This window comes from Mycobacterium sp. pW045, assembly GCF_041287085.1.
GTDB lineage: Bacteria > Actinomycetota > Actinomycetes > Mycobacteriales > Mycobacteriaceae > Mycobacterium > Mycobacterium algericum_A.
In genome coordinates this window covers 193,491-207,037 of record NZ_JBGGKU010000010.1, presented here as the reverse complement: position 1 = coordinate 207,037, position 13,547 = coordinate 193,491, and the positions used below count along the sequence as shown (strand labels likewise).

At 70.6% G+C, this 13,547-nt stretch carries 10 protein-coding genes; 5 read left to right on the top strand and 5 right to left on the bottom strand.

The genetic code is table 11. From position 1 onward, the window contains the following. Positions 1-2,390, top strand: a 2,390-nt coding sequence (locus ACAG20_RS17065; protein ID WP_370493405.1) for a PecA family PE domain-processing aspartic protease, incomplete at its 5' end; no start/stop codon positions are given. Positions 2,391-2,442: 52 nt separating this feature from the next. Here the strand turns inward: ACAG20_RS17065 and ACAG20_RS17060 are convergent. Further along, a complete protein-coding gene (locus tag ACAG20_RS17060) occupies positions 2,443-3,474 on the bottom strand; it encodes an LLM class flavin-dependent oxidoreductase (protein ID WP_370493404.1) in 1,032 nt (343 codons plus the stop codon). Between the two features lie 21 nt (positions 3,475-3,495). Beyond that, a complete protein-coding gene (locus ACAG20_RS17055; RefSeq protein ID WP_112687726.1) occupies positions 3,496-4,314 on the bottom strand; it encodes a uracil-DNA glycosylase in 819 nt (272 codons plus the stop codon). A 170-nt stretch (positions 4,315-4,484) separates the two neighbouring features. On the opposite strand from ACAG20_RS17055, the gene ACAG20_RS17050 reads away from it, so the two are divergent. The 3 genes from ACAG20_RS17050 to ACAG20_RS17040 all read left to right on the top strand — a co-directional run bounded on the left by ACAG20_RS17050 (position 4,485) and on the right by ACAG20_RS17040 (position 7,768). Then, a complete protein-coding gene (locus ACAG20_RS17050; protein WP_370493416.1) occupies positions 4,485-5,804 on the top strand; it encodes an FAD-binding oxidoreductase in 1,320 nt (439 codons plus the stop codon). A 138-nt stretch (positions 5,805-5,942) separates the two neighbouring features. Further along, positions 5,943-7,166, top strand: coding sequence for a cytochrome P450 (locus ACAG20_RS17045; RefSeq protein WP_370493403.1), 1,224 nt, complete (start codon positions 5,943-5,945; stop codon positions 7,164-7,166). Continuing rightward, on the top strand, positions 7,166-7,768 hold the full coding sequence (locus ACAG20_RS17040; protein ID WP_112687720.1) for a TetR/AcrR family transcriptional regulator: 603 nt from the start codon (positions 7,166-7,168) through the stop codon (positions 7,766-7,768). Before ACAG20_RS17045 ends, ACAG20_RS17040 begins: the two co-directional genes overlap by 1 nt. Positions 7,769-7,895: 127 nt before the next feature. Here ACAG20_RS17040 and ACAG20_RS17035 read toward each other — a convergent pair whose 3' ends face one another. Then, complete coding sequence (locus tag ACAG20_RS17035; protein ID WP_112687718.1) at positions 7,896-9,026, bottom strand: acyltransferase; 1,131 nt, start codon at positions 9,024-9,026, stop codon at positions 7,896-7,898. Continuing rightward, entirely contained in the window at positions 9,023-10,768 is a 1,746-nt protein-coding gene (locus ACAG20_RS17030) for a DEAD/DEAH box helicase (RefSeq protein WP_370493402.1), read from the bottom strand. Before ACAG20_RS17030 ends, ACAG20_RS17035 begins: the two co-directional genes overlap by 4 nt. 119 nt (positions 10,769-10,887) lie before the next feature. On the opposite strand from ACAG20_RS17030, the gene ACAG20_RS17025 reads away from it, so the two are divergent. Then, positions 10,888-11,448, top strand: a complete 561-nt coding sequence (locus ACAG20_RS17025) for an LppP/LprE family lipoprotein (RefSeq protein ID WP_112687732.1) — start codon at positions 10,888-10,890, stop codon at positions 11,446-11,448. Between the two features lie 12 nt (positions 11,449-11,460). Here the strand turns inward: ACAG20_RS17025 and ACAG20_RS17020 are convergent, their stop codons facing one another. Beyond that, positions 11,461-13,506, bottom strand: a complete 2,046-nt coding sequence (locus tag ACAG20_RS17020; protein WP_370493415.1) for an MFS transporter — start codon at positions 13,504-13,506, stop codon at positions 11,461-11,463. Positions 13,507-13,547: the final 41 nt, after the last annotated feature.

Genomic DNA, 13,547 nt, shown 5'->3' with positions numbered 1-13,547 from the left:
GCCACGGCGACGCGAGCAATCCCGACGGCGGCCGCGGCGGCGACGGCGGCCTCATCGGCGCCGGCGGCCAGGGCGGCGCCGGCGGGACGGGCTCCAGCCAGGGACTCCACGGGGCCGCCGGGGCGGCACCGACCGGGCGCGCCGGAGACGGCGGCGCGGGCGGCGACGGCTACGACGCGGCATCCGACCCGAACGCTCTGCCCGGCACCGACGGCGGCAAGGGCGGCGACGGCGGCACCGGCAGCCTGCACGGCGACGGCGGGGCCGGCGGCAACGGCGGTAACGGCGCCACCGGCGCACACGGTGTCGCCGCTACCAACGGCGGCAATGCCGGTGACGGTGGCAACGGCGGCGCCGGCGGCAACGGCGGCAACTCGCTGGGCGACGGCAACGGCGGGGCGGGCGGGGCCGGCGGTTCGGCCGGCGACGGCGGCCGCGGGCTCGACCAATCGCAGCTTCCCCCCAGCGCCACGCTGCCCGGCAGCGGCGGCAACGGCGGGGCCGGTGGGGCAGGCGGGGCGGGCGGCAGCAGCGTCAGCGCCCATGGCCCCGGCACGGGCAACGGCGGTGCCGGCGGCGCGGGCGGGGCCGGCGGCAACGGTGGCGGCAACGGCATCGCCACCCTGGACGTCGCCAACAACGTCCAGTACGGCAGCGGCGGCGACGGCGGGGCCGGCGGCGTGGGCGGCAATGGCGGGCTCGGCGACAACGGCGCCTCCGGCGGCGGCAACGGATTCGACGGCGGCCACGGCGGGGCCGGCGGCTCCGGTGGTGCGGGCGGCTCGTCCTACCAGGGCAACGCCGCTCTGGGCGAGCACGGCCGGTTCGGCACCAACGGCGACGGCGGTGCCGGGGGCAGCGGCGGGACCGGCGGCGGCGGTGGCACCGGCGGCAGCGGGGTGGCCAGTTCGGGTGGCACCGGCGGCAACGGCGGCAACGGTGGGGCGGCCGGCGACGGCGGCGCCCCCGGATCGGGCTCCTTCGCCCAGCCCGGAATCAACCGGGCACCGGTCGGGATCGGCGGTGCCGGCGGGGACGGCGGAGCGGCAGGAGCCGGCGGGACCGGCGGTGTCGGCGATGCCGGGTTCAACGGCGGCAACGGTGGCAACGGCGGCGTAGGCGGTGCCGGGGCGCACGGCGGCGACGCCGCCGGCAGCTTCTACTCACAGGGTTCCAGCGGTGGAGACGGCGGCGACGGCGGAGCGGGCGGCAATGCCGGTTCCGGCGGGGCCGGCGGTTCGGGTGCCCACGCGGGCACCGGCGGCAACGCCGGCGCGGGCGGCAGCGGCGGCGACGGCGGTCACGGCGGCGACACCACGCTGGCCTCCACCAACGTGCACGGCGGGGCGGCCGGTGACGGCGGCGCCGGGGGCGCTGGGGGCAGTGTGGCCGCCGGCGGGGCCGGCGCCGCGGGAGGCGACGGCGGCGACGGCGGCACCGGTGGGGACGGCGGACCGGTCGGCAGCAACGGGGCCAATGGGGCCGGCGGCAGCGGCGGCGCCGGCTCGGGGACCGCCGCCGACGGGAGCGACGGCGGGCCCGACGGCCCGGTCAACGCGACCATCCCGCTGTATCTGCAAAGCGGTGGGATCAGCCCGATCGTCTACATCTCGATCAACGGCGGCCCGCCGGTGCCGGTCCAGCTCGACACCGGTTCCACCGGGTTGACGATCCTGGGCAACAGTCAGGGCCTGGGCGACTCGGTCTTCTCCGGCAGCGCAAGCTACGCCGGCCTGGGCGGCCAGTCCTACAACTACACCACCTACGACACCACGGTCGGGTTCTGCGACAAGGCGGGCACCTGTTTCGAGGAACTGGTCACCGATCCCACCGCGGTCAATATCGTCGACCCGTCGTCGACGGCGCTGATGACGCAGTACTTCAACCAGTACAACATCGTCGGGGTGCTGGGTATCGGGCCGAACAACGGTTTCTCCGGGACCTCGACGATCATCTCGGCGCTGCCGGGTGCCCTGAACCAGGGTGTGCTCATCGACGCCACCCGCGGCGAGGTGGTGTTCGGCCCCAACCAGCTGGACCCGGAGCTGTCGGTGCCCGGTTCACCGTTCGTCGACACCATGGTGTCGATCAACGGCGGTGTGCCGCAGCCGGTTTCCACGTCGATCGACTCCGGTGGCATGTTCGGCAGTGTCCCGCAGTGGCTGGTTCCCAGTGCCGGCATCGGCTCGCGCCTGCCGGCTGGCACCGAGATCTCGGTGTTCACCGCCGACGGCCAGACCCTGCTGTACTCCTACACGACCACCTCGTCCAACAGCCCATGGGTGTGGTCGAACACCTCGATGAACAGCGGCTACTTCCCGTTCTCGGAGAACCCGATCTACATCGACTACCGGCCCAGCGGTTTCGGGTCGACGATCTTCAGCGGTTAATGCGGCGGTCCCAGCTTCGCCTCTCCTCCGTCGAGCCTCGCTGAACCGCCGGTTAGAACAGCTCCTTGGCGAGCAGCTCGCAGGTCAGCTCGCGCCCGGGCGAGGTGGCCGGATCGGTGCCGCGGCGCGCCGACGCCACCGGGTTGATCATCACCTCGTCGACGTCGAAGTGCGCGGCCAGCGCCCTGAGCTGGTCGGCGGCCTCGGCCGGTGCGCCGACGACCGCGCGCCGCAGCCCGCCGTCGACGATGCGCTGCTCGGCATCGGAGACCACCGCGGCCTGCGCGTCCTCGACCAGGTCGACCGCACCCAGCGGCCGGCCGGTCCGCAACCGGGCCATCATCTGAAGGTTCGGCAGCATCAACGCCGTTGCCTCCTCCCGGGTTTCGGCAACCGAGGCGTTCACGGTCAGGAAGGTCGTCGGCTCGGAGCACACCTCGCTGGCGGTGAAGTGCTCCCGGTAGTAGGCCAGCGCCTCCTCGGTGCCGTGACCGGAGAAGTGGTGGGCGAACACGTACGGCAGGCCCTTGGCCGCGGCCAGCCGCGCCGAGTACATGCTCGATCCCAACAGCCACAGCTGCGGCTCGGTCACCGCGGCCGGGGTGGCCTTGAGCAGATAATCGCCGTCGCGCAGTTGCACCTGCACGCCGCGACTGCTCATCATCGCCCGCACCTGATCGAGATAGTCGGGGAAGTTCGCGATTTCGCGTTCATCGTTAGCACCGCGCAGCATGAACGAGGTGACCGGATCCGAACCCGGCGCCCGCCCGATGCCCAGGTCGACCCGCCCCGGCGCGGCGGCCTCGAGTAGCGCGAACTGCTCGGCGACGGCCAGCGGGGCATGGTTGGGCAGCATCACCCCGCCCGAGCCCAGCCGCACCCGCGCGGTCTGCGCGGCCAGGTAGGCCAGCAACACCGGCGGGCTGGTGGCACCGACCGAGGGCATGTTGTGGTGCTCGGCCACCCAATACCGGGTGAAACCGAGCCGGTCGGCGGCCTGCGCCAGCCGCACCGTGGCGGCCAGCGCGTCGGCGGTGGACTGGTCGGTGCGGACGGGGACGAGGTCAAGAACAGATAGGCGCATGTTGATAGTGAACGCGGCGGCTCAACCGGATAGTCCCGCCAGCTCAGCCGCCCGCCCGAAGATGTCGTCGAGCATCGCCGGGGTGAGCCTGCCGGTGAACATGTTCTGCTGGCTGGGGTGATAGCAGCCCAGCAACCGCAGCGTCGGGCTGAGTTCGGCGAGCGCGCCGTGGCCGAATTTCGGTTTAGGTTTGGGCGGCTGATCGGTGGCCACCCGCAGCGCTATCTGCCAGGCGAAGCCGCCGAGCGCGACCATCACCCGCACATGCGGGGCGATCAGCCGCCATTCGGTGTCGATCCACGGCGCACAGGTGTTGCGCTCGGTGGTCGTCGGCGCGTTGTCCGGCGGGGCGCAGCGCACCGGGGCGATGATCCGGATCTTGTTGGCCTGCAAGCCGTCGGCGGCATCGACGCTGGTCGGTTGGTTGACCAGCCCGGCGCGGTGCAATGCGGCGTAGAGCTGGTCGCCGGAGCGGTCGCCGGTGAACATCCGCCCGGTGCGGTTCGCGCCGTTGGCGGCCGGCGCCAGACCGACGATGACGAGCTGCGGTGTCGATGATCCCCAGCCGGGCACCGGGCGCCCCCAATAGGGTTGGTCGGCAAACGATTTCCGCTTGGCGACAGCCACCTCCTCGCGCCAGCTCACCAGCCGCGGGCAGGCCCGGCACACGCTGATCAGCGCATCCAGTTCGGCGATCGTCTCGGTTTGGCCGGCCAGCCGGGCCACCCGGGCGGCATCGGCGGCCTGCGGCGTCTCCGGGGTGGCCGGGTCACCGGGCCAGCCGGTACCCGGATGCACCGGGGAGTCGAAGAGCTGACCGGTGCGCGGGTGGGCGAGCATGACACCATCCTGCCGCCGGCCGATCGCCGGCGAGAAGCGGGTCAGCTAGACAGCTGTTGGGCGGTCGCCCGCAGTTCGCGGCCGGTTCGCCAGGTCGCGCTGCGGCAACGCTCCGTAGGATGACCTGCGTGGATGCCCTGGCCCAGTTGATCGCCGACCTGCCCGACGCAATGGTGGTCACCGACCCCGCGATCACCGCCGGGTACCGCCAGGACAACGCGCTGGACCCGTTGGCCGGCTCGCCGCTGGCGGTGGTGCGCCCGCTACGCACCGAGGACGTGCAGACGGTTATGCGGTGGGCCACCGAGCACCGGGTGCCGGTGGTGACCCGGGGTGCGGGCACCGGTCTGTCCGGCGGCGCGACCGCGATCGACGGCGGGATCGTGCTGAGCACCGAGAAGATGCGCGACATCACCGTCGACCTCGTCACCCGCACCGCGGTCTGCCAGCCCGGCCTGTTCAACGCCGAGGTGAAGAAGGCCGTCGCCGAACACGGGCTGTGGTATCCCCCGGACCCGTCGTCGTTCGAGATCTGCAGCATCGGCGGCAACATCGCCACCAACGCCGGCGGGCTGTGCTGCGTCAAATACGGCGTCACCACCGACTACGTGCTGGGCCTGCAGGTGGTGCTGGCCGACGGCACCGCGGTGCGACTGGGCGGGCCGCGCCTGAAAGACGTCGCCGGGCTGTCACTGACCAAACTGTTCGTCGGCAGCGAGGGCACCCTCGGGGTGATCACCGAGGTGACCCTGCGGCTGCTGCCGGCCCAGCCGAAGTCCGCGGTGGTGGTGGCCACGTTCGAGTCGGTGGCCGCCGCCGCCGACGCGGTCCTCGACGTCTCCGGACGGCTGCGCCCGTCGATGCTGGAGTTCATGGACGCCGCGGCGATCAATGCCGTGGAGGACCAGCTGCGGATGGGGCTGGACCGCGACGCCGCCGCCATGCTGGTGGCCGGCTCCGACGAACGGGGCCACGCCGGCGCGGAGGACATCGAGCTGATGGCCCGGGTGTTCTCCGAACACGGCGCCAAGGAGGTGTTCTCCACCGACGATCCGGTCGAGGCCGAAGGCTTCATCGCGGCCCGGCGGTTCTGCATCCCGGCGGTGGAGGCCAAGGGGCCGCTGCTGCTCGAGGACGTCGGGGTGCCGCTGCCCCGGCTGGCCGAGCTGATCACCGGCATCGAACAGATCGCCGCCGACCGCCGGCTGATGATCTCGGTGATCGCGCACGCCGGCGACGGCAACACCCACCCGCTGATCGTCCACGATCCGAACGACCCCGACCACGTACAGCGCGCCGAGGCCGCCTACGGCGAGATCATGGATCTGGCGCTGTCATTGGGCGGCACCATCACCGGCGAACACGGCGTCGGGCGGCTGAAGCGGCCGTGGCTGGCCCGGCAACTGGGCCCGGACGCGATGGCACTCAATCAGCGGGTCAAGGCGGCACTGGATCCGTTGAACATCCTCAACCCCGGCTCCGGGATCTGATCACTTCCTGTTCAGCCGTGCCAACCACCGCGGCGAGCGTGCGCATTTCCGGGATTTCGCTCGGCGTGTCGACCGGGGACACGCACTTTCGCGGGAGAATTGATTGACATCCTGACTGCTGTGTCGTACCAATGAGACATGACGACAATGATGTCTCGTCCGAAGTTCGTGCCGTGCAATGCCGAGACGTGGCCGAATCCCTACCCGATGTACGCCGCGCTGCGCGAGCACGACCCGGTCCACCACGTGATCCCCGACGGCCACCCCGACCAGGACTACTACGTGCTGTCCCGGCACGCCGACGTCTGGGCGGCCGCCGCCGATCACGAGTCGTTCTCCTCGGCCAAGGGCCTGACGATCAACTACAACGACCTGGAGATGATCGGCCTGACGGACAACCCGCCGATGGTGATGCAGGATCCGCCGCGGCACACCGAGTTCCGCAAACTGGTGGCGCGCGCGTTCACTCCTGCCCACGTCAAGCGGCTGGAGTCGCAGGTCCGCGAGTTCGTCGTCGAGCGCCTCGAACGCCTTCGCGCCGCCGGCGGTACCCAAGACATCGTCGCCGAACTGTTCAAACCGCTGCCGTCGATGGTCGTCGCGCACTTCCTCGGCGTGCCGCAGGCCGACCGCGCCCAGTTCGATCGCTGGACCGATGCGATCGTCGCGGCCACCGTCAGCGAAGACGGGGTCGCCTCGGCCGGTGACGCCGTGATCGAGATGATGACCTACTTCAGCGGGCTGATCGAGCGGCGCCGCACCGAGCAGGAAGAGGACATCATCTCGCATCTGGTCGCCGCGGGCATGGGCGCTCCGGGCGACGACGCCGGGGTCTTCGCGATCCTGGCGTTCGCCTTCACCATGGTCACCGGCGGCAACGACACCACCACCGGAATGCTGGGCGGCTCAGCGCAATTGCTGCATCGCCATCCCGACCAGCGCCGGCTGCTGATCGACGACCCGTCGTTGATCAACGAGGCCGTCGAGGAACTGCTGCGGATGACCTCGCCGGTGCAGGGCCTGGCGCGTACCGCCACCCGCGACGTCGCGATCGGCGACACCACCATCCCGGCCGGGCGCCGGGCGCTGCTGCTGTACGGCTCGGCCAACCGCGACGAGCAACAGTTCGGGCCGACCGCCGGCGAACTCGACGTGCTGCGCAAGCCCCGCCAGATCCTCACCTTCGGCTACGGCGCCCACCACTGCATCGGCAACCAGGCCGCACGCATGCAGGCGCGGGTGGCGCTGGAGGAATTGCTAGCCCGCTGCCCGGAGTTCACCGTCGACGAATCCGGGATCCGTTGGGCTGGAGGCAGTTACGTGCGCCGACCGCTGACGGTGCCGTTCACCACGGGGGCGTGATGGCCGGACGGTCCTGGCTGTCGGATCAGCGCGGTGAACTGGCCGCCGAGAAGATTCTCGACGCGGCCGAGAGGCTGTTCGCCGAGCACGACCCCGGCTCGGTGGGCATGAACGAAATCGCCCGCGCCGCAGGGTGTTCCCGCGCCACACTGTACCGCTACTTCGAGAGCCGTGACGCGCTGCACACCGCCTACGTGCACCGCTGGGCCAACGCGCTCTACCACGAACTCACCGAACGCCTCGACGGCGTCGACGACCCGGCACAGCGGCTGGTCACCGGGATCACCGAGTCGCTGGCGCTGGTGCGCGGCAACCCGGCACTGGCGTCGTGGTTCGCCGAGACCGGGCCGCCGATCGGCACCGCCATGGCCGAACGATCCGACGTCATCACCGTGATGGTCACAACGTTCCTGTCGGGATTGGGCGGCAAGGACGCCGAGACCGAGCAGCGTGCCCGTTGGGTGGTGCGGGTGATGACGTCGCTGCTGAGCTTTCCGGGACGCGACGCCGAGGATGAGCGGGCGATGCTGGCGCAGTTCGTGGTCCCGGTCGTCGTTGCGCCGGACCGGCTCCGATCGGCGCGGGCTAGCTCAGGGAAATAGCAGCGTTGTCCGCCTTTGAGCGACAACCGCGGGGGCGTGCGCGCGCAGGTGCGATTTGTCGCTCAAAGGTGGGCAACTGCCTCCATGAGTCCGCTCCGGAGGTCCGCCGGGAACCCGGCTCAGGACTTCACCGGGTGAACCGGTGCAGCAGCCACGACACCGGGATGGTGACCATCATGGTGAGCACGAACAGGTTCAGCATCGAACCGGTGTAGACCGGGGCCCGCAGCACTTCCACCATCACCACCTCCATGAGCACCAGGTGGACCAGGAAGATCTCATACGAGATCTCCCCCAGCCACACCATCGGCCGGCTGGCCAGCAGCCGCGCGTACCAGCCTTCGTTGCCCAGCGCCAGCGGCGCCACCGCCAGGGTGGCGATCGCGGTGTAGAACACCGCCTTGACCAGCGCCTCCGACAGCCCGGCCGGTGAGGTGGTGGGCTCGCCGGCCAGCGGGGTGGACGCGATCAGATAGCAGATGAGCGCCAACGGGATCGCGACGAAGCCGTAGCAGCGCACCCCCATGGCCTGCAGTACCGCCAACGCCATGCCGCCCAGGAACCACAGCAGGTAGGTCGGCAGCCACAGCCGCGCGCCGTCGGGCAGGAAGTCGGTGGTGTGCACCAGCACCAGCCACGCCGGGCTGATCAACGCCAACGCCGTCAGCGCCGCCAGCAGTCGCACCGGCCGCCACTGTCGCCGGCACAGCCACACCAGCGTGAGGTAGGCCAGCCCGGGCAGCACCGCATAGAAGGCGACCTCCACCGCCAGGCTCCACATCTGGGTCAGGCCCTGGTGCAGATAGCCGAACATGTAGTTGTCGGTGTAGATCTGGGTCAGCGTCAGATTGCGCAGCAGGCCGATCCAGGTGTGGCCGGGGTTCGGGCCGGCGGTGCGGAAGTGATAGATCAGGTAGGCCAGTACCACGGTCACGACGTAGGCGGGCATGATGCGCCGCACCCGGCGCCAGGCGTAGCGCCGCACCGACGGATCGGGGCGATCGAATGCGGTGGCCCGCACCCAGGGCCGGAACAACAGGAAACCGGAGAGCACGAAGAAGATCGGCACACCGATCTCCATCCGGGAACCCAGCAGGCCCGCATAGCCGTGGGTGTATTTGCCGGTGGTGTAGGCCGCATGGGTGCCGACGACCAGGATGGCGGCCACCGCGCGCACACCGGTCAGCGAGGCGACCCGATCGACGTGGGCGACCTGTTCGAGCCCGCCTTGGGCCACCTCCTCTTTCGGCAGCGTCATCCCATCCGTTTCCGGTGCGTCCCCCCGTCGCCGTGGCGGGCGGGTTTGCCGGACGGCCGGTCCCGGCGCAAGTTGATCAACTGACCCTGGATGCGGGTCTGCTCCAGCGCCTTGAGCGTCTTGCCCGACAGCTTGGCGGGCAGTTCCACCAGCGAGTGGTCCACCCGGATGCTGATGTGGCCGAAGTCGCTGCGGTTGAGCCCGCCCTCGTTGGCCAGCGCCCCCACGATCGCGCCCGGATTGACCTTGTGGCGCTTGCCCACCGCGATCCGATAGGTGGCGAATCCCTCCTTGGGCGGACCCTTGCGGTCGCTCTTGCGGTCGGGTCGCTCGGACTTGTCGCGTGACCGGCGTTCTCGCGCAGGCGGTTCCGGCGCCATCAGGAACTCCTCCCCGTCGCGCGACTGCAACGCCAACGCGGCGGCGATGTCGGCCATCGGCACGTTGTGTTCCCGGCTGTACTCCTCGATCAGGCTGCGAAACAGGTCGGTGCCGTCCGCACCGAGGGTGGCGGTGATCGAGTCGGCGAACTTCGCCACCCGCTGGGCGTTGACGTCCTCGACGGTGGGCAGCGTCGCCTCGGTGAGCTTCTGGCGGGTCGCCCGCTCGATCGCCTTGAGCAGGTGACGTTCCCGCGGGCTGACGAACAGCAGCGCGGTCCCTGACCGACCGGCCCGCCCGGTGCGGCCGATGCGGTGCACGTAGGCCTCGGTGTCGTGCGGGATGTCGTAGTTCACCACGTGCGAGATGCGTTCGACGTCCAGGCCGCGGGCGGCGACATCGGTGGCCACCAGGATGTCGATATTGCCGCTCTTGAGCGACGCGATGGTCCGCTCGCGCTGCGCCTGAGCGATGTCACCGTTGATCGCCGCGGCGGCAAACCCGCGGGCGCGCAGCTTTTCGGCGACCTCCTCGGTGGCCTGCTTGGTGCGCACGAACACGATCATCGCCTCGAACGTCTCCACCTCGAGCACCCGCGTCAGCGCGTCCATCTTGCGCGGGCCGGCGACCTCGATGTAGCGCTGCGAGATGTTCTCCGCCGTGGTGGTTTTCGCCTCGACGGTGACCTCGACCGGGTCGTGCAGATAGCGCGTGGTGATCCGGCGGATCGCCGGGGGCATCGTCGCGGAGAACAGCGCCACCTGCTTGTACTCCGGAGTGTCGGCCAGGATGCGCTCGACGTCCTCGGCGAAACCCATCTGCAGCATCTCGTCGGCCTCGTCGAGCACCAGGTAATCCAGGTGCGACAGGTCCAGGCTGCCGCGCTCCAGGTGGTCGATGACCCGGCCCGGGGTGCCGACCACCACCTGGGCGCCGCGTCGCAGCCCGGACAGCTGCACGGTGTAGGACGCGCCGCCGTAGATCGGCAGCACGTTGACGCGCGGCAGGTGCGAGCCGTAGCGCCCGAACGCCTCGGCGACCTGCAGGGCCAGCTCCCGGGTGGGCGCCAGCACCAGCGCCTGGGTGGCCTTGCTGGCGGTGTCGATGCGCGACAGGATCGGGATGGCGAACGCCGCGGTCTTTCCGGTGCCGGTCTGCGCCAGCCCGACCACGTCGGAGCCCGCCAATAGCGCCGGGATGGTGGCGGCCTGAATCGCCGATGGCGTCTCGTAGCCGACGTCGACGACGGCCTGCAGCACCGAAGGGTGTATCTGCAGGTCGGCGAACGTCGTATCAGGTGCGTCTGCGGGCGGGGCCGGCGAGTCCGGGATCGGCTCGGCGGGGGCATCAGGCGAGGTCATGACGCTTAGCAGTCTACGGCCAACCGGGCCGGCCATTCGCCACCCTTGATCCGCAGCCGCCGACGCCGGTCGGCCGCGCCTCCCGGAGTTCTCGGCCGCGCACCGGTACGGTGCCCGATGTGTTTGCCGCAAGACCGTTAGGACTGTTCGCCGGCCTGGGCGCACTGTCCGCGGCGCTGCTGGCCGGCTGCGGTTCGGGCGATTCGACCGTCGCCAAGACCCCGCAGAACACCAGTCCCACCGCCACGGCTGCGCCGCCCGTCACCACGTCGACACCGGCCGGCAGCCCGGCGCCGGCCGACCCGTGCGCAGTCGACCTGGCCGCCCCGGCGATCGCCAAGGCCGTCTCGGAGCTGCCCAAGGACCCGCGCAGCGGCCAGCCCTGGAGCCCGGAACCGCTGGCCGGCAACTACAGCGAGTGCGCCGACCTGTCCGCGGTGATCGTGAAGGCCAACACCAACGCCGAGAAACCGAGCACGCGTGCCGTGCTGTTTCACCGCGGCGTGTTCCTTCCGCAATCGGTACCGGACACCTACGGGTTCAGCGGAATCGACCTCGCGCACTGCACCGCCGACACGGTGGCCCTGAAGAACGCCAGCGGCATCGCCGGGTTGACCGGCCTGGTGAAGTTCCACTGGAACGGCACCGGCGTCGAGATCATCGGCAACACCACCCGATAGGCGGCGGCGCGATCAATCGTCGCGGTGGGAGTACCTCACGAGTTCGTCGGTGTCGTCGGCGTCGTCCCGGTAGTGCCGGTTGCGACGCCTCGGGCGTCTGCCGGTGATCCCGAACTTGGCCAGCACATCCGGCACCGGCTCCCCGTTGCCGGCCCGACGGTAGCGCCGTCCGGTACCGACATGAAATCCGTTGTGCTGCAGCGGTGTTGCATCCTCATCCCGCGGCCGGACGGTTACCGGCGGAATTTCGACGGTCAGCGGCTCGGTGGCCGGGTCGTCATGCCGGACCGGCGGGCGGACGTCGCGCCGGACCGGCCGGGCCGACCGCACAGGCCGGACAGACCAGGCCACCTGGTGTGCGTCGTGCCGGCCGGGGCGGCGCGATGCCGGGCGGATATCCCGCTGACTCGGGACGACGACCGGGATCAGCTCGGTCGGCTCATCGTCGTCGCCGACTTCATCGGCTGCCGCGACGTCGTCGGCTTCGTCGCTGCGGGGGGTGCTGAACGCCGCGAAGTGACGCGGCAGGCTGACGCGCTCCAGGACGGGGACATCCGAATCCCGGCGGCGGTCAGCGGGTTCGTCGAGGTCTTCCACATCGCCAAAATCGTCGCAATCGAGGTCATCGTCGTCGAGATCCGCGACCGGGCGGGGCGTCCGGCGAGCCGGCGCGATGACGAAGCCCACCATGAACAGCGCCGCGACCACGCCGAACAGCACGACGAACGCCGGTAGCAGCGTCGACTCCGACATCGCCGCCGCGAACGGCTCGTGCAGGAAATCAGGCAGGTTCCGGTTACCGGACCCCGGGTGCAGACCACCCGGCATCGGCGGCAGATTGGTGGAGATCCGCGACGTCATGAACGCCGCCATGGCGGCGCTGCCCAGCACCGCCCCGACCTGCCGGGTTGCGTTGTAGACCCCGGAGCCGGCGCCGGCCAGGTGCGGCGGAAGGTTGCGGGTGGCCGTCGCAGCCAGCGGCGACCAGATGAACGCCATTCCGATACCGACGGCCGTGAACGGCAACAGCAGCCGCCAGACCGGGGTGACCGGCGTCATCTCGATCGACAGCCAGGTCAGCGCGATGGCCAGCGTCGAGAAGCCGAACCCGACCATCGTGCGGGGGTGGGCCCGGTCGACGATCGTGCCGACGACGGGGGCCAGTACCCCGCTGGCGATGGCCATCGGTGCGGTCAGCAGCGCCGCACGCGTCGGCGACATGCCGCACACCGCCTGCGCGTAGAACATCACCGGCAGCACCATCGCGGTCGCCGCGAAGCCGATGACGGCTACCCCGATGTTGGCCAGGCCGAAGTCGAGGTCACGAAAGATGTGCAACGGGATCAGCGGCTCGCCTCCGGTGACCACCTGCCAGTACACGAACAGCGCCAGGCAGCCGACGCCCCCCACGATCAGCGCCCAGATCCAGGGCGCCCAGCTCTGTGACTCGCCCTCCTGGAGCGCGAAGACGAGCAGGAACATGCCGATTCCCGACAGCGCCACCCCGATCAGGTCGAATCGATGTCGGTGCACCGGCAGGTCGGGGATGAGCACGTATGCCAGGACCAAGCCGAGCACACCGACCGGCACATTGACGAAGAAGATCCACTCCCAGCCCAGCCCGTCGACCAGCGCCCCGCCCGCCAGCGGCCCGATCAGCGTCGCCACCCCGGCCGTCGCTCCCCACACGCTCATCGCCATGCCGCGGCGGTCGGCGGGAAATGTCCGGGTGATCACCGTCAGGGTCTGCGGCGTCAACAGCGCGGCCCCGATCCCCTGCACCGCGCGCGCCGTGATCAACATGTCGATCCCGCCGGCCAGACCGCACCACAGTGAGGCGCCGGTGAACACCGCCAGCCCGGCCAGGTAGAGATTCTTCGGGCCGAACTGATCGCCGAGCCGACCGGTAACCAGCAGCGGCACCGCGTACCCCAGCAGGTAGGCGCTGGTAACCCAGATCACCGTGTCGTAGCCGACGTCGAGCGCCGCCATGATGCTGGGGTTGGCGACGGCCACGATCGTGGAATCCACCAGGATCACGAAGAACCCGAGCATCATCGCCCACAACGCGTTCCACGGATTGGCCGAATCCCCCCGAC